Genomic DNA, 19,045 nt, shown 5'->3' with positions numbered 1-19,045 from the left:
GGACCCTTCTTTCCGATAGAATTTTGTGTGGTAACTTTATTTTATCAGAAGTGGTCCTTATTTTAATCCCAAAATAAACAAAGCCGGTGAAATTTTACTCATTGTAAAATTTCACCGGCTTTTTCAAATTAGAGGAGGGTTTTGTCCCAGCCTCTTCTTTTTTTGTATTTTTAAAAAGGTCTCTTAAATTTATCTTTCAAATCTAAAAAAATATACAAAATATTATTGAAAATACAGAAAATTATGATACTATGTACATAAGAATAACCACTATGCGGAACGTGTTCCACAGAGTGGAACAAAAACACTGGACCTTGGGGTGACCACATGAAAAAATCTGTTCCAACAGTTCAATCTATTGATCGTGCATTAAGACTGCTAGAATGCTTTACACTAGAGAATCCGCAGCGTTCAGTTACTGAACTATCACAATTAACTTCACTTTCAAAAAGTACAGTATTCCGCCTTTTGGCTACCCTTGAACAAAATGGCTATATTCAACAGGACTTGGTAAGTCAAAAATACAGCTTAGGATTTAAATTATTTCATCTGGGCGCAGTTGTAATGGGGAATATGGATTTAAGAAGTTCAGCATTGCCTTTTATGCGCAAGCTCTCTGAAGAAACCTCTGAAACTGTTGATTTGAATGTTATTGATCAGGGTGAAAGAGTTTGTATTGAAAAGATTGAAAGCAGGGAGATTGTCCGCAATTTTGTCAGGGTAGGCCAAAGAAATTGTCTGTGGTTAGGCGCATCAGGAAAAGTCCTTTTGGCAAACCTGCCACAGCATGAAATTAAGCAAATTATTGAAAGCGCTATCAAAGTTGGGCAGTTTCAGGGAAGTGAGGAAAGCTTATATAAAGAATTATCCATGATTCGTGAGGATGGTTTTGCACTTTCAAAAGAAGAAAGAATAAAAGGGTCTTTTTCAGTGGCTGCACCTGTCTTTGATTACTCCAGCCAGCTGGTTGGCGGGATTGCTATCGCAGGCCCAATTCAGCGATTGTCAGAGGAACGGATTCCCATTTTAACTGAAAAGATTTTAATCGTAGCGAAGGAAATCTCGAGAACAATGGGTTATTCGCGCAATGAAAATTTAGCAAATGGGGAGGAATAGGCTTGATCCACTTTAATAATGTTTCAAAAAGGTTTGATAGAGAAGGGAAGTCTTTCTGGGCTGCCAAAAATATTAATCTCGATATCCAGGAAGGTGAATTTATTACCGTAATTGGTCCCAGCGGCTGCGGTAAGTCAACTGTATTGAATATGTGTGCCGGGTTAATGAAACCAAATGGCGGTGAAATTTACTATCGGGGTAAGCAGGTAGAAAAAATTAATACCAGAGTGGGTTATATGACACAAAAAGATAATCTCCTCCCCTGGCGAACGGTAATAGGAAATGTAGAAGTTGGCTTAGAGATAAAAGGCCTGGGGGCAAAAGAAAGAGAAAAAGAGAGTTCAAAGTTTATTGAAATGGTTGGTCTTAAGGGATTTGAAAAACACTATCCGCAAGAACTTTCCGGAGGCATGAGAAAAAGGGTCAGTTTAGCTAAGATGCTTGCTTATGATCCGGAAACTCTTTTAATGGATGAGCCATTTGGGGCTCTTGATGCCCAGTTGCGCTTAATTCTTCAGGCTAAGTTAATGGAAATTTGGAAGGAAACAAAGAAAACCATTATCTTTGTTACACATGATTTGGAAGAAGCGATTACATTAGGGGATCGGGTAGCCGTATTCAGTAAACGGCCCGGAACGATTAAATTAATTCAGGATGTTAATCTTCCAAGGCCACGTGACACATTTAACATTCGTTTTACTGATGAGTTCAGTAAAGTGCACACAACATTGTGGGACGCGTTAAAAGAAGAATTCATAGAGGAGGTAATCGGAGTATGAGTGTAAGTGTCGCTAACTCTAAAAGTGCAGACCATCTGCCTCTTGACGAAGAAATAAAAATAAGCCCCTTAAAGGAAAATATTAAACTTGCAGGAATTCGTTTTGCATTGCTTGCTGCTGTTCTTCTAGTCTGGGAGTTAGCCTCTGGCACTATAATTGACAAATTTTGGATTAGTCAACCTAGTGATATTTTCCGGACGCTCTATTCGTGGATCCTTTCAGGTGAACTATTTTTCCATATGGGAATAACGGCGCAGGAGATGTTTATTGGATTTTTTATAGGAGCAACAGGCGGTGCTATTTTGGGTTTTATTTTAGGAAGGCTGGAATACGTAGCAAAGATATTGGATCCTTTTATCATGGCTTTGTACAGTTTGCCAAAGGTTGCCTTAGCACCGCTATTTATTCTGTGGTTTGGCATAGGAATTGAAATGAAAATCGTTTTTGCAGCTGTCATTGTTTTCTACCTGGTGTTTTTTAATACTTACGCTGGTGTGAAAAATGTTGATAATGATCTGCTGGACAGCATTCGCTTGATGGGTGCGACAGAACGGCAGATTTTAATGAAAGTTACCATTCCTTCCGCTTTAAATTGGGTTTTTGTTGGTCTGAAGATGTCTGTGCCTTATGCCTTAATAGGTGCTGTTATTGGCGAAATTACTGCATCTAACCGCGGAGTTGGTTTCTTAATCAGCTTTTCTGCAGGGCAGTTTGATACAGCTGGAACCTTTGCAGCGATTTTAATTTTGATGTTCATGTCAGTGTTGCTTAATTTTGTGCTTGGGATAATGGAAAAACGGCTGCTGCGCTGGAAACAGCCAAATTCAAACTAATTTTAAGAGGGGGAAACTGCTATGAAAAAAAGAAAATTGCTGTTAATCGTCCTTGCCGGTTTGATGTTAATGTTAATGAGTGCTTGTGGTGAAAGGGCAAATTCACCGGATAAAACCAAGGCCTCTAGTGGAACCTCTGATGGAAAACAAAAAATCACTATAGCACAGACTACTCATGGATTTTTGTTCGCTCCCTTGTATATTGCACAGGAAAAAGGATTCTTTGATGACGAAGGACTTGAAGTGGAAGTAATTACAACAGGCGGGGGCTCCAAAGTTATGGCAGCTGTAATTGGAGGAAGTGTTGAAATAGGTGGCACAACTCTAGGAAATGTAATGGATGCAGCGGAAAAAGGCCAAGAGGTGCAAATTTTTGCTTCTATGATGAACCAGTATGCATCGAATGTAGTGGTTAGTAAAGATGTGGCCAAAGAAAAAGGAATTGACGAAAATTCATCTATCTCAGAAAAAATTAAGGCTTTAAAAGGTCTAAAGATTGCAATAACCTCTCCGGGAAGTTCAAGTGACAAACTTGTCAGACATCTTCTGGCAATGGAAAAAATTAATCCTGATAAAGAAGTGGAACTCGTTCCCCTCGGAAAGAATGAAGCTGTTATCCCAGCATTTAAAAACGGCCAAATTGATGCCTTTGCGTTCTCTTCCCCTACATCAGATATGGGAGCAATGGATAATGGCATGATGCTTTTAAACCTATCAAAAGGTGAAGTGGAAAGCCTAGATGGATTTCTATATACCGGTCTAGTAGCAAAGAAGGAAGTAATGGAATCAAATCCGGAGTTATTTGAGAAAGTGACTCGTGCCATTGCAAAGGCTGAACATTTTCTTAAAACAGATGAGTCCGGTGCAAAAGAAGTATTGAAAAAATCCTTTAGTGACATTGAGGATGAAGTTTATGAGGCTGCATATAAAAACAATTACCCGGCCTTTGCAACCAGCCCGATCATTGACAGGAAAGGCTATGATATGAATGTTAGATTCGAAGGGATCAATGTTCCTTTTGAGGATGTTGTCAATAATGAATTTGCTGAAATAACCGAGCAATAATGTTAATGGAAGAACAGAAAAGGTAAAGGGGGCCTGAATATGGGAAAAACAATAGCCGAAAAAATTCTATCTAAACATTCAGGTAAGAGCGTATCCGCTGGAGAATTGACGATAGTAATGGTTGACGGTGTGATGGCATCCGATACAACAGCTCCTTTGGCCATTAAGGCTTTTGAGGATATGGACGGAAACCAGGTTTGGAATCCATCGAAAGTAACATTTGTTATCGATCATGCATCGCCTGCTCCAAACGAAAGAATTGCGAATCTTCATAAAATAATGCGTGAATTTGCTGTTGAAAAAGGGATTAGGCTCTATGACGTAGGAGAAGGAATATGTCATCAGCTAATGATTGAAAAGGGGCATGTAAAGCCAGGTAATTTAATTTTGGGTGCGGATTCCCACACCTGCACCTATGGAGCATTGGGAGCTTTTTCAACAGGAGTGGGGTCAACAGACTTGGCTGGTGTTATGCTGACAGGGAAAACCTGGATGAAGGTGCCTGAATCTATAAAGATTGAATTGACAGGAACTCTTCAACAAGGTGTATCTGCTAAAGATCTTATTTTATATTTAGTTGGACAATTGGGCATCGCAGGTGCTAACTACAAATCTATCGAATTTTGCGGTGAAGCGATTATTCCTCTTTCCTTGGACAGCAGAATGACCATAGCGAATATGGCCATTGAAATGGGAGCAAAAGCAGGCTTAGTGAGTACGAATGGGTTGAAACTGGGATATTCTTTTGAACATCTGGAGCCTGATCCTGATGCATTTTATGAACAAGAGCTTCAATTTGATGTCTCCAAGCTTGAACCCCAGGTTTCCATACCGCATTCTCCAGATGATGTGAGGAATATTACTGACGTTCAAGGAGTACCCGTTCAACAGGCATTTCTGGGCAGCTGTACAAACGGAAGATTGGAAGATTTACATGAGGCAGCTAATATCCTAAGGGGGAAGACTATTCATCCTCAGGTCCGAATGCTGATTGCTCCTGCATCCAAGGATGTATATTTAAAGGCATTAAGAGATGGAACTGCAGAAACACTTACATTAGCAGGCGCCAGCTTTCTAACTTCCGGATGCGGACCTTGTGTAGGGACGCATTTGGGAGTACCAGGAAATGAAGAGAACATCATTTCCTCCAGCAACCGCAACTTTAGAGGGCGAATGGGTAATCGAAACTCCAATATTTACCTCGCTTCACCTGCTGTTGTGGCATATTCTGCGCTGCAGGGCAAAATAGCTGACCCGCGTTATGCAATGGAGGTGGAACCTGAATGCATCTAAATGGAAACGCACATGTGTACGGTGACGATATAGATACGGATAGAATTATCCCGGGAAAATACACTAAAACTTTAAATTTAAATGATTTGGCTGATCATGTTTTAGAAGATCTGGATCCAGATTTTCGTTCCCGCTTACAATCTGGAGATATACTGGTTGGCGGCAGCAATTTTGGCTGCGGGTCTTCTCGTGAACAAGCACCTCTAGCATTAAAAGCTGCAGGTGTATCAGTTGTTATTGCCAAGTCTTTTGCACGGATATTTTATAGAAATGCCATAAATATTGGTCTTCCGCTAGTTGAAATTCCACACCATGAAATTAATAGTCAAGATGAAATATCTGTAGATTTAGAAAGTGGAAGAGTGGTAAATGAAACAGCTAGTAAAGAATACGTTGGTACAAAAATGCCTGAAGTCATGATCAGCATTTTAAATGCCGGCGGGCTGGCTTCCTATTTAAAAACAAATAAGAACTATAGCATTTAGTAAAAAAAGCGTCTTTCCTTAATACCTATTGTGTTTATTAAATATCTAATCACATAGTGGAAATTAGGACTTATCTACGGAGGGATAATATGACAACAAATTACGGTCCCTTAACAGGGGTGAAAATCCTGGATATCTCAACTATGATTGCGGCTCCATTTGGTGCGACTTTATTAGCTGACCTAGGTGCGGATGTGACAAAAATAGAGCATCCAAAAGGGGATAGCCTTAGGTCAGTTGGTCCATGGAAAGATGAAGAGCCTCTCAGATGGCCAGGTATTTCACGCAATAAAAAATCTGTTACATTAAATATCAATTCTGCTGAAGGCAAAGAAATATTTTTAAAGTTAATAAAAGGTGTTGATGTTTTAATAGAAAACTTCCGTCCAGGCACTATGGAAAAATGGGGGCTTGGTTTTGAGGTTTTAAAAGAAGCAAACCCCAACCTAATAATGGTCCGTATTTCGGGATATGGACAAACGGGTCCCTATCGGGAGAAAGCAGGCTTTGGTACTCCTGGCACTGCCTTTAGCGGGCATACTTATATTCAAGGATATCCAGATCGTCCTCCTGTTAGCCCATCATACTCTCTATTAGACTATGTAACCGGAATATTCGCAGCGTTTTCTACAGTAAGCGCATTATATTACCGCGAAAATAATGAGGGAGCTGCCGGTCAGGTAGTCGAAATGGGACTATACGAATCGATTTTTAGGATGTTCGATTTTCTAATAGCTGAATATGATCAAAATAAAATTGTTAGAGAGAGAAGTCCTGGTCTTGCAGGGCACTCCAGTCCAGCCGGAACATATGAAACAAAGGATGGAAAATATGTCGTACTTGTCTGCAGCTCAGATGCAACCTTTAATAGATTAGCCGACGCAATGAATCGAAAAGATATGCTTGAGGATGAACGGTATTACACAAATTCAGTACGGTTAAAAAATGATGGTGAAGTTCAAGAGATTGTAATAAATTTTATTAAGCAACTTACACTAGCTGAACTTCAAGAAAAATTGGATGAATATGGGGTGCCAATGAGTCCTATTTTGAGTATAGAAGATATTTTCAATGACCCTCACTATGCTGCACGGCAAAATATAGTTGAGGTGGAGCATCCGCGTTTAGGCAAATTAAAGGTACCTGGTATTGTACCTAAATTCTCTGAAACTCCCGGTTCAATTCGGCACCGTGCTCCTGAATTAGGTGAACATAATAATGAAATATTACGGGATCAGTTAGGGCTCACACATGATGAGCTAAACATACTCAAGGAGAAAGGAATTATATAATGGATCAGCTATTCATTCCTAAGAAAGTTTCCATTTGTGAAGTCGCTCCACGTGATGGATTTCAAGCTGAACATACATGGATTCCTACAGATAAAAAACTTGAAATTATCAGGCTTCTGGCTAGGACGGGAGTTCAGTCCATAGAATTAACTTCCTTTGTTCATCCAAAAGCCATTCCTCAATTAAAAGATGCAGAAATAGTCACAGCACATGCACTCCAAACAGAAGAGTTACAGGGTATAAAATTTCGTTCACTCGTGCCAAATGTAAAAGGTGCCCAGAGGTCTATTGATGCTGGAATAAGAAAGCTTAAGCTCATGCTTTCCGCTACCGATTCGCATAGTATTTCTAACGCCAACTGCGGCGTGGAAGAAGCCCAAAATGCATTAGAGCCAATCATTAATTTGGCGGTGAAACACAATGTCGAAGTTGGGGGTTCTATTTCTGTCATTTTTGGCTGTCCTTATGAAGGATTAGTGCCTCTAAGAAAGATCATTCCAATCATGGATCGATATAGGGCAATGGGCATAAAAGAAATTTCTTTAGCCGACACAACCGGTATGGGTAACCCTTATCAGGTATATAACTACCTAGGTGTACTTAAAGAACAATATCCTGAAGTAACTTTTTCAATGCATTTTCATAATACACGCGGAATGGCATTTGCAAATGCGGTTGCGGCTCTCCAGCAGGGAGTTACTAATTTTGACAGCTCCATTGCTGGGCTTGGAGGCTGTCCATATGCCCCAGGAGCCAGCGGGAACATTGCAACAGAAGATTTAGTTCATAGTTTCCACGAGATGGGAATTGAAACAGGGATAAAATTGGATGATGCAATCCTGGCAGCAAAGAAGGTAAATGAGATGCTGGGGAAAAAGGAGAAAAGCAGCTATATGCTCCAGGCAGGACCTAATTCACAGCTTAGCAAAAGGCCTGATAAACAACAAAAATTAGAATCTGTTAATTAACTGAACACTAACTTAATAAACAAAAAGCCGGTTTTCCTTTTTCGGAGAAATCGGCTTTTTTTACAAGCAAAAAGATAAATCCTTCAAGCATCATAATTAGATAATCTCTAAACAGTTAATTCAGAGAAGGGTGATGGCCTTATTGAAATTCCATAAATTTTTCGAGGAGCATTTAATCACGGTTATTACATTTTTGATAATGATTGGAATTATGGGGACCCGCCCATTAATATCATTGCTTTCATATGATTTAAAAGCAAGTCCGATCGAGATAGGGTTCATTATTGCCCTTTTTCCATTGCTTCCGACTTTTCTTGCTATCAAAATTGGCTATTATGTTGATTTGATGGGATATAAAAAGCCCATTATATGCAGTACAATAATGTGCGCTTGCTCCCTCAGTATTCCTATGTTATTTGTAAGTCTGGAGGCTGTTTATATTTCTCAATTAGCAGCAGGCATTGGGCAAACCATCTTTGTGGTTTCTGCACAGGCTATGGCTGGACAATTAAGCATGGAAGAATCGCAGAGAGAAAAGAATATTATGAAATTTAGCATCGGAGTTGCTTTGGGCAGTTTTATCGGTCCATTAGCCGGAGGAATGATCGGTGAGAAATATGGGTACCCATTTGCTATTGGGGCACTAGGCAGCATAGGTTTTTTATCCGTTTTTCTCACATTTTTCTTAAAAGGGAAATCAAGAACTCTTGATAACACATTTAAGCAAAAAAACAGAATACTTGATTCTGTTAAATTATTAAAAGGGTCAAATCTTAGACGGGCTTTTTTAGTGAGTATTTTAGTATTGCTTGGTAAAGATATTTACACTGCCTACTTTCCCTTATTAGCAATAGAATTCAAATTAACTGTTACAGCTATAGGAATAATCGTATCGATAAATGCTATTGCAGGTATATTGATCAGGTGGTCCCTGCCTTCTCTATTAAATATGTATTCCCGGACATTTATTGCAATGGGCTCAATCATTTTATCCGGAATGTGTTTTCTTCTTCTGCCGTTTTTTAATAACATAATCGTTTTATCAATGTTTTCATTCATTTTAGGCATAGGATTAGGGCTTGGTCAGCCGCTTTCTATATCCTCAACTATTAACTGCTTGCCAAACAATAAAGTGGGGGAAGGGCTTGGCCTTCGACTGACAGTAAATCGGCTGACTCAGATGTCTGCGCCGGTGCTTTTCGGTGCAATTGCAAATTTTATTAGTATGTCAGCTGTATTTTGGATTGTTGGAGGACTATTGTTACTTGGAGGAAGAAAGACGAGTTTAGAAGAAGGAAAAAAGGAGTCATTTTAAGGTGAAATACAATAGGGTGCTCTTGTTTTAATATGGTTGGGTAATTTAGAAAGCTCAGCGTAAACTGAGCTTCCATCTATGAATGTGTTTCCTCTTATATTCAGATTAATGCCCGAATCCCATCCCCAATCTTCCTCACTCCAACCTCAATCTTCCTGCCATCCACCTGTGACACGCTTAAACGAATACGATTTTCCTCCCTGTATTCAGGAAGGTACATGCCTGAAGCATCCTGAACCAGTACATTTTTCTTTTTGAGATATTCCGCAAGATTCTTTGCTTTCATTCTGCTCGGAAGGACCACTGTCGAATAGAATCCGGAATCCCCGCCAGTAAAAGCAGCATTGGGAGGCAAATACTCCAGGTATGCTTTCTTGAGAATGGTGCCTTTCTTTTTGTATTGCCGCCGGAGTTTTTCAATATGGGCTTTAAACATACCGCTGCTTAAATAAATCTCCAGTGCCCCTTGTGTGAGGACGGGGGTGTGGACGTCCGCTGCAAACTTAGCTTGTGTGAAAACTTTCATTATCTCTTCCGGAAGAACAGCCAATCCTAATCGCAGCCCAGGCAGCAAAATTTTTGAAAAGCTTTTAGTGTAAATGACTCTTCCCGAAGGATCATAGGCAAACATGGGATCTGCCTTTTTTCTAGTATCAAGATCTCCCATATAGTCATCCTCAATAATATAGACGTCATATTTCTGAGCGAGCTCGACCATGTGCTTTTTTTCCTGGTTGGAATAGCTGCAGCCTGTCGGGTTCTGAAATCTGGAAACTGTGTAGAAAAACTTGATGCTTCGTTCTCTGAATACCTTTTCTAAGTAATTTAGGTCTATGCCTTTCTGGTTTCTCTCTATGCCGACAGGCTTCAAGCCGCGGGAGGTGATGGAATCTATGAAACTGAAATGGGTAGGCTGTTCAACGCAAATCTCTTTTTTATGATTGGGAAAAGGCAGTGAAATCAAGAGATCCAAAGCCTGCTGGGAACCTGAGACAACGGCAATTCTTTCAGGCGGGGCGAAAACCTGCAGGTCCTGAAGCTGTGCTGAAAGCTGATGCCGAAGACTCACCAAGCCGAGGGGATGGGAATATTGAAACATTTCTTCCTTATAAAGTTCTATTGCCTGATTCATGCAATGCTGATAATCACGGTAGGGCATCCTGGTTTTATCAGGTCCTGCCGAAACAAAGTCTATTTTCATTTGAGTTCGTTTTTTGGGTTTATCGGTGCCTACTGCAAAATAGCCGCTTTTTGGCACAGAGTAAATGAGATGTGCCTTTTCTAATTCACTGTAAGCTTTCAGTACGGTGTTGATGCTGCAGCTGAATTCTTTGGCAACCCTGCGGATGGAAGGGAGCTTTTCTCCGGATTTCAACCGTTCATCATTCAGTCTGGATTGGATTTCTCCTATAATTTCCTCATATTTAGTGTTCATGAATTCACACCTCCCAGAGTTTTTGTATGGGTACAGATGGGCAAATCTGTTCTTTTATATATCTATCGTGCTGTTTATAGTATAAGGGACAAATACAGAGCAGACATCATGACGGAAATCCTATTTTATAGAGGGAGGAAGTAAAGATGAAGTGGATGAGGAGAGCCGGAATAGCCGTACTTGCCTTATTATTGCTGATGACAGGAACAGGTGCTGATGTATTATTAGACGGAAAAGAAAATGCGAAAGAGCTGCCCATTGAAGAAGCTTTTGCTGGTAAAAGGGGCACGATGGTCCTTAAAAGTCTTAGGAATGACCAGGTGTATGTTTATAACAAGGAGCGGAGCAAAGAGAGACTGACACCGGAATCGACCTTTAAAGTAGCCAATGCTCTAATCGGGCTGGAAACAGCCGCTGTCAGAGATGAGTACGAAGTGAAACGCTGGGATGGAGTGGAGCGGGAATTTGAGAGCTGGAACCGGGATCATTCGCTTGCTTCCGCCATGAGGGAATCGGCGATCTGGTTTTATCAGGACCTGGCAAGAACAATTGGTGAAAACAAAATGGCTGATTACGCTGCAAAGATAGGGTATGGGAACCAGGACATATCTGGCGGAATTGATAAGTTCTGGCTCGATAGCAGCCTGAGAATATCTGCAGCAGAACAAGCTGATTTTATCGAAAAATTAGTTGAAGAAGACTTGCCATTTTCAAAACAAAACCAAAAGACAGTCAAACGCATGATGATTCAGGATGAACAGGATCACTTCATTCTACATGGGAAAACAGGGACAAGACTCTCTGATATGGGACTTGGCTGGTATGTTGGTTTTATTGAAACGGAGAAGGGCACATGGGTGTTTGCGGTGAATATCGATGGATCAGGCACTGAGGCCAAGAATATTGCATTAGAAGTATTGAAGGAGAGAAAAATTATTAAAAACTAAGCTGGATCAAGGGAAACCATTTACTGGTTTCCCTGTTATTACTGAACCTCCGCCACAAATGTAAAAGAGATTTCACCGTTTTGCCATTCTGCTAAAACTTCATAAATATATTTTCCTTCATCTGCAGGCGTGTTAATCTGATTATCCTCAAGCTTAATTTGACTTTCAATTCCCGTGGCATTCCATAAATATACCTTCATTACTGGATCATCTTCAATTTTCACTTTGACTTTCTGGCCCGGCTTTACAGGAATAGGTGTAAGCTGTACGGCCATCTGATTCGGAGATGCATGATCCGTTTTGACTGCTTCCGTCTCATTTCCATTTTTTCTGACCCACTGATAGTTTCCTTTTTCCATTGGATATTCTGTTCCATTCACTTCAACAGTTGCCGACTTCTCTGGCGGAAATTCCGCTTGATCCACCGATTTATTTGAACAGCCAGACAGTAAGCTGACAGACGCAATTATGATTATACTTACTAATCTTAAACTCCGCATTATAACACCCGCCTTTTAGGATGGTTATTAAAAGTAGTTCACCTGAAAAAGGAAATCTTATATATAGCTAGAATTCAATAAGTAATAGGCCAAAGGAAAGGAATTTAGAAATGAAGAATATCTCACTAATACATTCCAAGGTTTTACCTGCTGTTGACTATGCTTACGCCTCGCATGTTCCTACTGGAATGGAACTTTATTTTATGGCGGGTGCATGTCCTCTTGATCAAGAAGGGAGAGTACCAGAGGGAATCAGCGTTGAAGAACAGGCCAAGCTTTGTGTTGAAAATCTGAGAGCAGCCTTACAGGAATGTGATGCTGCATTAAAGGATGTGGCATATACAAGAGTTCTTGTTGCATCCGGTGATCAGGCAGATTTGGTGGCTGCATGGCAGGCAATCAGAGAGGAATTCGGCTCCCATGATGTTCCGAGTACATTGTCCGGTGTAACCGTTTTGGGGTACAGCGGCCAATTAGTTGAGATAGAAGCGGTTGCTGCAGTAGCTAAAGAATAATTAAATTTTATTTAATAAGTTGATGACTAATATGTTAAAATTTTCGACGATAATAAAAAGGGGATTTTAACATGATTATTTTAAAAAATTCTATTTCTTATTTACTAATGATTCCTGCTATCTTAATAGGGACTTTTGCCATGGCTGCAAATGGTGTGAGTCCCGGCATTTCGCTTCAAAACCTATTCATCTGGTTATTGGGAACGGTAATGTGTTCTTATTATTTCATCCGTAAAAAGGAGAAAAGAATAAGCAAAGGCAATCTTCTTTTAACCTGCATTTCAATAGCATTATTAGTTCTTCCATTCCTCTTTGATGGTTCAGGCGGTGTACATCGCTGGATAACTTTTGGACCGGTTAACATATATGCAGCAAGCATTATTTTGCCAATTATTATTATTCAGCTATGGAAACGAAACAATCCTGCTAGCTATACCACGGCACTGTACTTTATAACCTTATTAATCTTGCTTTTCCATCCCGATGCAGGTCAATTAACTTCATTTTCCTGTGCGGCTTCAATTATTTTGTGGAAGAAGATTAGTAATTGGAAGTTAAAGCTGTTGAGCCTTATGCTTAGCACTGTCACAGTGATCATTTCATGGATTTTTATCGATGATTTAGCACCGGTTCCTTATGTAGAAGATATTATCTTTTTGGTTGCAGACCTTGGCATTGTCTGGTTGATTTTTGGTGTTTTGTCGTTGCTGTTATTATTAAGTCCATTCTTTTATTATGGCCGAAATAATATTGTATCGTTATCTTTGGGAGTTTATTTCTTAATGGCTATGATTGTAACGTTATTTGGTCATTTTCCAATGCCGATCATGGGATATGGAATCTCACCCATAATCGGTTATTTTCTTGCCGTCAGCTGGATTAGAATAAATAATTGAAAATGGAGAACTAAATGTCTATTATCCTTGCAATAATCGTCCTTATGGGTTTATTTATTTTAGGAATCATGTTATGGAAGACGAGCAGAATAGTGTCACTGCTCTTTATACTGCCTGTATTGGCAATATTCCTTTTTGCCGGATATGTGTTTTTTAATTCTTGGTATCATACTGCTCCTGATTCATTGAATTTCACAGTCGAAAAGGAAAATCAATCCTATACAGTGACAGGCGTTTGGGAAAAACCATTAGATGCATATAGATTTCCCACAGATTTTATTGTTTTTTATGTTCCTGGTAATGAGGAAGTAACGGAAGTTAAGCGAAATAGATCTGAGGATTATGAAAAAATGGACAGCCGTTACTTTGAAGATTCGGTTCAGGAATGGTTAAAAAATGAGCGGCCTCCTGAATTAGAACCTCAACTATTTGATATAGAGACATCCAGGGAATTTAGTTTTTCATTTGCACTGCCGGAAAATGTAAAACCAAACGAGGTAAAAATCTATTATGTTCATATGAGAGATGAACCAATGGAAGCCTTAGAGTTTTGGATTAAGGAGATTGAGTTGAAATAATTCTCTAACGATTGGGTAACTGAAGCTAGCCTGCAATTGACCAGTCAAAGAAGTATTCGGCGCCCATGATGTTCCGAGTATTTTGTCGGTGGCTCCGTTTTGGTTAAGCGGCCAATTATCTGAGGTAGAAGCGGGTGCTGCATTAGTGCCTAAGTCTCTAAGGTTTCATGAATTTAGGGTATAGAATTGAGTATGGGACACATAATAAAACCGCCATAAGTATTCGATAATGGGGGTAGACCATGACTTGTAATCAAATCCCGGATAATGCGATAGAAATTATCACCAAAAAGTGCAGGGTGGTTAATATTTGTGTGTTTGTCTCGCCAGGCGTAAGGATTGAAAATAATGAGATCTGTACCTTGATTGGAAAAGCGAATGATATCTTATGCCGGTGCGGGATAGTATTTAATGTAGATAGGATAAAAAAACTTGAAGAGATTGTACCAAATCCGGACGATTATGATTTTGCACTTGAAGAGATAGATTCTGCAGCTGATTTTTTTTCGAATATGTCTAACTATCCAACTGCAGAGCTGTTATATAATCTTAAAACCTGCTGCACAGATGGAGCGCATATATCACTTCACTTCGTTAGAGGAGCAGCATTGAGAAATAACGAACTCGGAGCTTCTATAGGGGATGTCAGCAACAATAAATATTTTTCAATGATGACAGCTATTGAACTTCGAGGGGAAAAAGTTGCACATGAGCTAGGGCATTGTTTAGGGCTGGACCATGTAAATAATCCAAACAATCTTATGTTCTTTCCGAATACGGCGGGGTTTGATGTGTCGAATGAACAATGCGCAGCAATAAGACGAAGTCCTCTGATTCAAGAGGAGTTCTATCCGGTGTCATTTACTACAGAATTCCCTAAACGGATTGAGGTTGAAATACTTCGTTTGGCAGTTAGAGAAGTAACTGAATTTGTGGATGATGATATCGAGGTTAGGTTTAATTTTACAATCAATGTAATAAGGCCTGGGTCCAATCCTGATGAAGATCCGATTAGTATTAAGACAGAAAAACTTTCATGGGAGCACCATGACATTGAGGATGATCATCCTGATATTCCGTATCACATCGGCCTTCGAACAGTGGTGGAAGTTCCAGATGTTAATGCTGGCATAAAAATCATAACGGATGTAACCGAATTTGATCCAGGATCTGATGAAAAAATAGATTTTCCCCCAATTCTCCTTAAGGACGATACAAATTGGGGTATTGATCTCGGAGAATTTCTTACTTCGAGCATCCATGAAATTTTTTATGACATGGATTTGGTTTGTAAGACAACAGCACTACCTCCAAAACAACAGGCAATCCCGAATTTTTGCGAAAATGCTATTATTTAAATTGCGAGTCCAATTCTAATGAGAACACTCTTTTGTTTGCCCTACGAAAAAGACCCTGCTGCAAAAGCAGCCGGGTCCATTTTTTTAGTTCTTCTTAAGAACCAGCATCTGTTCCTCTATCGCATACACACAATCAGCTGCCCGTTCAATAAATACTGTATCATGTGAAACCAGCAGAACAGTTCCTTGATAGGCTTTTAAAAATCGTTCCAGAGCCTCGATGCAATAAATATCAAGAAAATTTGTGGGCTCATCTAAAATCAGCACATTGTATCTGCCAAGGAAAAGCTGGCAAAGCACGAGTCGGATTGCTTCGCCGCCGCTTAAACTCTGCACATCCTTTTTCAGGTCATTTCCTGTAAAATTCATGGAGTGCAGAACCGAACGAATTTTACTATCATCATAATCGCTTTTGTCTTTCATATAATCCAGCACCGTTCTGCTTTTATCGAATTGGTAATCCATCTGTTCATAGGCGCCAATTAACGCTTTAGGAGAGAGGGTAATACCCTCGCCGCGGTTCAGGATATGGTTGAGGAGTGTTGATTTTCCTGATCCGTTTTTTCCAGTAATGGCAATCGTTTTGCCAAGGGGGAATTGGAAGCTCGCTTCTTTCAGAAGTGTTTTTTCTCCGCCTTTTAACGTTACCCGATTTCCCATAATGGGAAATTTATTGTGCATTTCCAGTGTTGGATGCTGATGAAAGCGAATCGTCATTTCTTCCTTTGGCGCATCCACATTCTCGAGCATCTGTACCCGCTGCTCAATGGCTTTGGCTGCGCGCTGGACCGCCTTTTGGCTTGTATCCTTGGATTTTGTCATAAACATTTTATTGGCTTTGGCCTTAGTTTCCTTTTTGGAGATATGCCCGTTGGCTTGTGTAATTTTCTCCGCCTTTTTCATTTTTTCTTCTGCCGCTTTTATTAAGCGGGATTTCTCTTTCACATATTTTTCATGCTGCTCAAGCTGCTGTTTCCGCTGCAGTTCTCTTTGCTCTATATAATCAGAATAGTTACCGGTATATTCTGTCACAGTTCCGTCTTCAATTTCCCAAATTTTTGTGACGAGCTGGTCCAGTACATACCGGTCATGGCTGACGAGCACAAGGGCACCATAATAATAGGTCAGCTCATCAATAAAAAATTGTATCCCTTCCTTATCGAGATGGGTGGTGGGCTCATCTATTAACAATCCCTCATAATAGCTGGAAAAAATGTGCACTAATTTCCTCCTCGTTCTTTCCCCGCCGCTTAAACTTTCGATTTTAATGTCCGGGATTGCCAGCTGACCAGCCAGTTGATCGAAATAGGCAAAATCAGCCAAAGCTGTAAACCAGCCCTTTCTCAGGCTTTATCTGTTCAGCCATGAGCTTCAGGAGGGTGCTTTTTCCAGCCCCGTTTTTGCCGACAATTCCGATCCGGTCAAACTGATGCACAGCCAGCCGGGGAATATTTAATACTACTCTATCTAAATAGGAAACTTCTATATTTTTTAATTCATAAAGTACATTTTCCATTACAATAACCTCGTTTCTTTTTGGTTTAATCCAATTAATATATCTGCGTCAATAGTGATTTGGCTGCTTTTGAATGCCTCCAAAGCTGTCTCATTGGCATCCCAGGCAAGGGGAGACATCTGCACTAAATGTGTCCGTTCCTTTTCATTCAACTCTTTTGCATCTGACACGGTGACAATGTCTATGAGCGTAAAATGCTTTTTAAAAAGGGAGATGGTTTCATCATTTCTGTAAAAGCTGTTTTGATTGGTTCCATGAATGGCATTCCGGAGCTCTTGTAAATGAGCAGCACGCGGAACGACCTTAATGATGAGCCCGCCTGGAGTCAGAATCCGTTTAAACTCCTTGTAATTAGAAGGAGAAAAGATATTTAAAATCATATTTATAGAGCGATCAGCCAGAGGAGATTTTGCCAGATCTCCGACAAGCCAAATGGAATCTTTATAGCTTTTGGCAGCCTGAGCAATCCCTGCTTTGGATATATCCAGGCCAATCCCTGTCACTGTTCCGTTTCTGGAATAGCGCAAAATCTTTTCAAGATGCGATCCTTCACCGCATCCTGCATCAAGGATTAAGGCATCAGAATCTGCTGAAAAGGAGCCAATTGCGGCTGCTATTTTCTCATGAAGAAGTGCGAAAAGCTCACTCTCCATAATGATTTTCTTCCTGGCTTCAAATAAAGCTTTATTGTACCTGCCCTTCGGTGAAATGCTGAGCATGTTCACATAGCCATGGTATGAGATATCAAAGGTATGCCTGTTTGGGCATATCAGGCTTTTCGCTTGATCAACCTGCAGTGAATCCTCACATAGCGGGCATCTAAGTTCATTTATAAAACGTTTGTATTTAGCGTGATGATCCATTTTCTTCTTCCTTTCAATAAAAAAATCACAGGCATCTGCCTGTGATTCAGAGTAAAGGGAAAAGGCCCCATCCTAATTCGGTTAGGGGCTGATCAGGAGCCGTCAGCAAATAAACCTTCCATTTGCTGTCTATTGGAAGGCTTATAGACATAAAAAAAGAAAGGCAGAAAAATCCGCCTTTCCATTCATAATAAAATTGCCGCGGCAATTTAGGAAAATAGCACAAATAGAGGCTATTTCATATGAAATGAAGATTATTAAAAAAGGACAGACTAATCCCGTTTACTCTGTTCACACAAACAGAGCCTTTGAACGTATTAAATTACTGGTTCAAAGTTGGGAATCGAAGTCTCATAAAGTGTGTCATTTTTTAATAATCCTCCTAAAATCTAATTTGATACAGTGACCATTATATGTGCATCTATTCAAAAAGTCAAAGGGTTCTCCGAATTTTACAGTGGCTTGAAGGGCAAATTAGTCTTTGAAACGGAGGGAACGTAATGAAACGATTTTTAATGATTTTGATTGTGTTTTTATCACTTCCATTATTTGAAGCACATGCAGAATCTCTTTCCTATCCCTGCAGCATTTTGCTGGAGCCTGTAAAAGAAATACCGAATATGCAGGGTACGGCTATTATAACAAAAGTGAAAAAGCCCTATACAGCTGAGCCGGACAGTCCTGTCAGGGAACGGACAGCAATTGGAATTTACGCTGACTGGGTGCCCCAGCCTTCCGAATTTGGCGATTATGACCAATATGAAGGGTTTGCCGAAATTCCTGGTGTAATCAGCTGGAGAATTAAAATGTACCCAGTTAAAGAAGAGCAGCCAAGTATCTTTGGCGGCATCCCATGGGTTGGCAAGTTTGACGAAATATCAGCTGAGCTTTCTCCTGATGCAATTGTGCAATTGCGTCTATCCAATTCCCGCTCCGGTACATTGGGGCCGGTTATTTTGCAGAATACATTAAAGGGATGTGTCAGGCAGGGAGGTAGGAGTGCTTAAGCGCACATAAATATTTTTATCCGCACATAAAAAAGGGCTATCCGCACATAAAATATTTTATCTGCACATAAATTTAGTATATCCGCACACAAATGCTGTTTTGGGTAAAAAAAAGACCCGCTGGGTGCCCAATCTAAATTGGAAATCAGGAAAACGGCAGTCAAGTCCACTATTTTGTGTAAATTCATTCCTAGGAAAAACAAGTTATTTAGCTCTTATGTTTTTGAAGTAGTGGAAGGGGCCCCTTCCACTACTTCAAAAATTTCGCTCCGCAGATTCTACTG

The 19,045-nt window shown here is 40.1% G+C and carries 19 protein-coding genes and 1 pseudogene; 15 read left to right on the top strand and 5 right to left on the bottom strand.

Going from position 1 to position 19,045, the window contains the following annotated elements; all coding sequences use genetic code 11:
• Window positions 1-327: 327 nt before the first annotated feature.
• The 9 genes from M3205_RS22785 (at window position 328) to M3205_RS22745 (ending at window position 9,146) form a co-directional block, all read left to right on the top strand.
• The gene (locus tag M3205_RS22785; protein WP_251171983.1) at window positions 328-1,116 is read left to right on the top strand and encodes an IclR family transcriptional regulator; all 789 of its coding nucleotides are present in this window, start codon (window positions 328-330) and stop codon (window positions 1,114-1,116) included.
• A 2-nt stretch (window positions 1,117-1,118) separates the two neighbouring features.
• Window positions 1,119-1,895, top strand: coding sequence for an ABC transporter ATP-binding protein (locus M3205_RS22780; protein ID WP_251171982.1), 777 nt, complete (start codon window positions 1,119-1,121; stop codon window positions 1,893-1,895).
• Window positions 1,892-2,728, top strand: coding sequence for an ABC transporter permease (locus M3205_RS22775; protein ID WP_251171981.1), 837 nt, complete (start codon window positions 1,892-1,894; stop codon window positions 2,726-2,728). Before M3205_RS22780 ends, M3205_RS22775 begins: the two co-directional genes overlap by 4 nt.
• A gap of 21 nt (window positions 2,729-2,749) precedes the next feature.
• Window positions 2,750-3,793, top strand: a complete 1,044-nt coding sequence (locus M3205_RS22770) for an ABC transporter substrate-binding protein (protein ID WP_251171980.1) — start codon at window positions 2,750-2,752, stop codon at window positions 3,791-3,793.
• A 39-nt stretch (window positions 3,794-3,832) separates the two neighbouring features.
• On the top strand, window positions 3,833-5,086 hold the full coding sequence (locus M3205_RS22765; protein WP_251171979.1) for a 3-isopropylmalate dehydratase large subunit: 1,254 nt from the start codon (window positions 3,833-3,835) through the stop codon (window positions 5,084-5,086).
• Window positions 5,077-5,571 carry a 3-isopropylmalate dehydratase small subunit gene (locus M3205_RS22760; protein ID WP_251171978.1) on the top strand — a complete coding sequence of 165 codons (495 nt, stop codon included), beginning with the start codon at window positions 5,077-5,079 and terminating at the stop codon, window positions 5,569-5,571. The genes M3205_RS22765 and M3205_RS22760 overlap by 10 nt, the downstream gene beginning before the upstream one ends.
• 89 nt (window positions 5,572-5,660) lie before the next feature.
• On the top strand, window positions 5,661-6,863 hold the full coding sequence (locus tag M3205_RS22755) for a CaiB/BaiF CoA transferase family protein (protein WP_251171977.1): 1,203 nt from the start codon (window positions 5,661-5,663) through the stop codon (window positions 6,861-6,863).
• Complete coding sequence (locus M3205_RS22750) at window positions 6,863-7,831, top strand: hydroxymethylglutaryl-CoA lyase (protein ID WP_251171976.1); 969 nt, start codon at window positions 6,863-6,865, stop codon at window positions 7,829-7,831. The genes M3205_RS22755 and M3205_RS22750 overlap by 1 nt, the downstream gene beginning before the upstream one ends.
• A gap of 142 nt (window positions 7,832-7,973) precedes the next feature.
• On the top strand, window positions 7,974-9,146 hold the full coding sequence (locus tag M3205_RS22745; protein ID WP_251171975.1) for an MFS transporter: 1,173 nt from the start codon (window positions 7,974-7,976) through the stop codon (window positions 9,144-9,146).
• 100 nt (window positions 9,147-9,246) lie between these two features.
• Here the strand turns inward: M3205_RS22745 and M3205_RS22740 are convergent, their stop codons facing one another.
• The gene (locus tag M3205_RS22740) at window positions 9,247-10,581 is read right to left on the bottom strand and encodes an aminotransferase-like domain-containing protein (RefSeq protein WP_251171974.1); all 1,335 of its coding nucleotides are present in this window, start codon (window positions 10,579-10,581) and stop codon (window positions 9,247-9,249) included.
• A 197-nt stretch (window positions 10,582-10,778) separates the two neighbouring features.
• On the opposite strand from M3205_RS22740, the gene blaOXA reads away from it, so the two are divergent.
• Window positions 10,779-11,528: a class D beta-lactamase gene (blaOXA, locus tag M3205_RS22735; protein ID WP_396106292.1), complete on the top strand. Its 750-nt coding sequence runs from the start codon at window positions 10,779-10,781 to the stop codon at window positions 11,526-11,528.
• A 38-nt stretch (window positions 11,529-11,566) separates the two neighbouring features.
• Here blaOXA and M3205_RS22730 read toward each other — a convergent pair whose 3' ends face one another.
• Window positions 11,567-12,028, bottom strand: coding sequence for an outer membrane protein assembly factor BamD (locus M3205_RS22730; protein ID WP_251171972.1), 462 nt, complete (start codon window positions 12,026-12,028; stop codon window positions 11,567-11,569).
• Between the two features lie 110 nt (window positions 12,029-12,138).
• On the opposite strand from M3205_RS22730, the gene M3205_RS22725 reads away from it, so the two are divergent.
• The 4 genes from M3205_RS22725 (at window position 12,139) to M3205_RS22710 (ending at window position 15,375) form a co-directional block, all read left to right on the top strand.
• Window positions 12,139-12,543: a RidA family protein gene (locus M3205_RS22725; protein WP_251171971.1), complete on the top strand. Its 405-nt coding sequence runs from the start codon at window positions 12,139-12,141 to the stop codon at window positions 12,541-12,543.
• A gap of 71 nt (window positions 12,544-12,614) precedes the next feature.
• Window positions 12,615-13,439, top strand: coding sequence for a hypothetical protein (locus tag M3205_RS22720; protein ID WP_251171970.1), 825 nt, complete (start codon window positions 12,615-12,617; stop codon window positions 13,437-13,439).
• A 14-nt stretch (window positions 13,440-13,453) separates the two neighbouring features.
• Window positions 13,454-14,017: a hypothetical protein gene (locus M3205_RS22715; RefSeq protein WP_251171969.1), complete on the top strand. Its 564-nt coding sequence runs from the start codon at window positions 13,454-13,456 to the stop codon at window positions 14,015-14,017.
• Window positions 14,018-14,259: 242 nt separating this feature from the next.
• Complete coding sequence (locus M3205_RS22710; protein ID WP_251171968.1) at window positions 14,260-15,375, top strand: zinc metalloprotease; 1,116 nt, start codon at window positions 14,260-14,262, stop codon at window positions 15,373-15,375.
• Window positions 15,376-15,459: 84 nt separating this feature from the next.
• Here the strand turns inward: M3205_RS22710 and M3205_RS22705 are convergent.
• The 3 genes and pseudogenes from M3205_RS22705 to M3205_RS25985 all read right to left on the bottom strand — a co-directional run bounded on the left by M3205_RS22705 (window position 15,460) and on the right by M3205_RS25985 (window position 18,121).
• Window positions 15,460-16,891, bottom strand: a pseudogene (locus tag M3205_RS22705) (Msr family ABC-F type ribosomal protection protein).
• Entirely contained in the window at window positions 16,891-17,754 is an 864-nt protein-coding gene (locus tag M3205_RS22700) for a putative RNA methyltransferase (protein ID WP_251171967.1), read from the bottom strand. Before M3205_RS22700 ends, M3205_RS22705 begins: the two are co-directional and overlap by 1 nt.
• A 322-nt stretch (window positions 17,755-18,076) precedes the next feature.
• Window positions 18,077-18,121, bottom strand: a complete 45-nt coding sequence (locus tag M3205_RS25985) for an erythromycin resistance leader peptide (RefSeq protein WP_115648277.1) — start codon at window positions 18,119-18,121, stop codon at window positions 18,077-18,079.
• 133 nt (window positions 18,122-18,254) lie between these two features.
• On the opposite strand from M3205_RS25985, the gene M3205_RS22695 reads away from it, so the two are divergent.
• Entirely contained in the window at window positions 18,255-18,761 is a 507-nt protein-coding gene (locus tag M3205_RS22695) for a hypothetical protein (protein ID WP_251171966.1), read from the top strand.
• Window positions 18,762-19,045: the final 284 nt, after the last annotated feature.

It is taken from the genome of Cytobacillus firmus, assembly GCF_023715565.1.
In the GTDB taxonomy this organism is placed as follows: domain Bacteria; phylum Bacillota; class Bacilli; order Bacillales; family Cytobacillaceae; genus Cytobacillus; species Cytobacillus firmus_C.
Note: the sequence above shows the minus strand (reverse complement) of the source record. Positions and strands in the feature narration are given on the sequence as shown.

What these genes read in the sequence shown, in the direction of transcription:
- M3205_RS22785 (WP_251171983.1), top strand. Translation starts at nt 328, where the DNA reads ATGAAAAAATCTGTTCCAACAGTTCAATCTATTGATCGTGCATTAAGA.
- M3205_RS22775 (WP_251171981.1), top strand. Translation starts at nt 1,892, where the DNA reads ATGAGTGTAAGTGTCGCTAACTCTAAAAGTGCAGACCATCTGCCTCTT.
- M3205_RS22770 (WP_251171980.1), top strand. Translation starts at nt 2,750, where the DNA reads ATGAAAAAAAGAAAATTGCTGTTAATCGTCCTTGCCGGTTTGATGTTA.
- M3205_RS22765 (WP_251171979.1), top strand. Translation starts at nt 3,833, where the DNA reads ATGGGAAAAACAATAGCCGAAAAAATTCTATCTAAACATTCAGGTAAG.
- M3205_RS22760 (WP_251171978.1), top strand. Translation starts at nt 5,077, where the DNA reads ATGCATCTAAATGGAAACGCACATGTGTACGGTGACGATATAGATACG.
- M3205_RS22755 (WP_251171977.1), top strand. Translation starts at nt 5,661, where the DNA reads ATGACAACAAATTACGGTCCCTTAACAGGGGTGAAAATCCTGGATATC.
- M3205_RS22750 (WP_251171976.1), top strand. Translation starts at nt 6,863, where the DNA reads ATGGATCAGCTATTCATTCCTAAGAAAGTTTCCATTTGTGAAGTCGCT.
- M3205_RS22740 (WP_251171974.1), bottom strand. Translation starts at nt 10,581, where the DNA reads ATGAACACTAAATATGAGGAAATTATAGGAGAAATCCAATCCAGACTG.
- blaOXA (WP_396106292.1), top strand. Translation starts at nt 10,779, where the DNA reads ATGACAGGAACAGGTGCTGATGTATTATTAGACGGAAAAGAAAATGCG.
- M3205_RS22730 (WP_251171972.1), bottom strand. Translation starts at nt 12,028, where the DNA reads ATGCGGAGTTTAAGATTAGTAAGTATAATCATAATTGCGTCTGTCAGC.
- M3205_RS22725 (WP_251171971.1), top strand. Translation starts at nt 12,139, where the DNA reads ATGAAGAATATCTCACTAATACATTCCAAGGTTTTACCTGCTGTTGAC.
- M3205_RS22720 (WP_251171970.1), top strand. Translation starts at nt 12,615, where the DNA reads ATGATTATTTTAAAAAATTCTATTTCTTATTTACTAATGATTCCTGCT.
- M3205_RS22715 (WP_251171969.1), top strand. Translation starts at nt 13,454, where the DNA reads ATGTCTATTATCCTTGCAATAATCGTCCTTATGGGTTTATTTATTTTA.
- M3205_RS22710 (WP_251171968.1), top strand. Translation starts at nt 14,260, where the DNA reads ATGACTTGTAATCAAATCCCGGATAATGCGATAGAAATTATCACCAAA.
- M3205_RS22700 (WP_251171967.1), bottom strand. Translation starts at nt 17,754, where the DNA reads ATGGATCATCACGCTAAATACAAACGTTTTATAAATGAACTTAGATGC.
- M3205_RS22695 (WP_251171966.1), top strand. Translation starts at nt 18,255, where the DNA reads ATGAAACGATTTTTAATGATTTTGATTGTGTTTTTATCACTTCCATTA.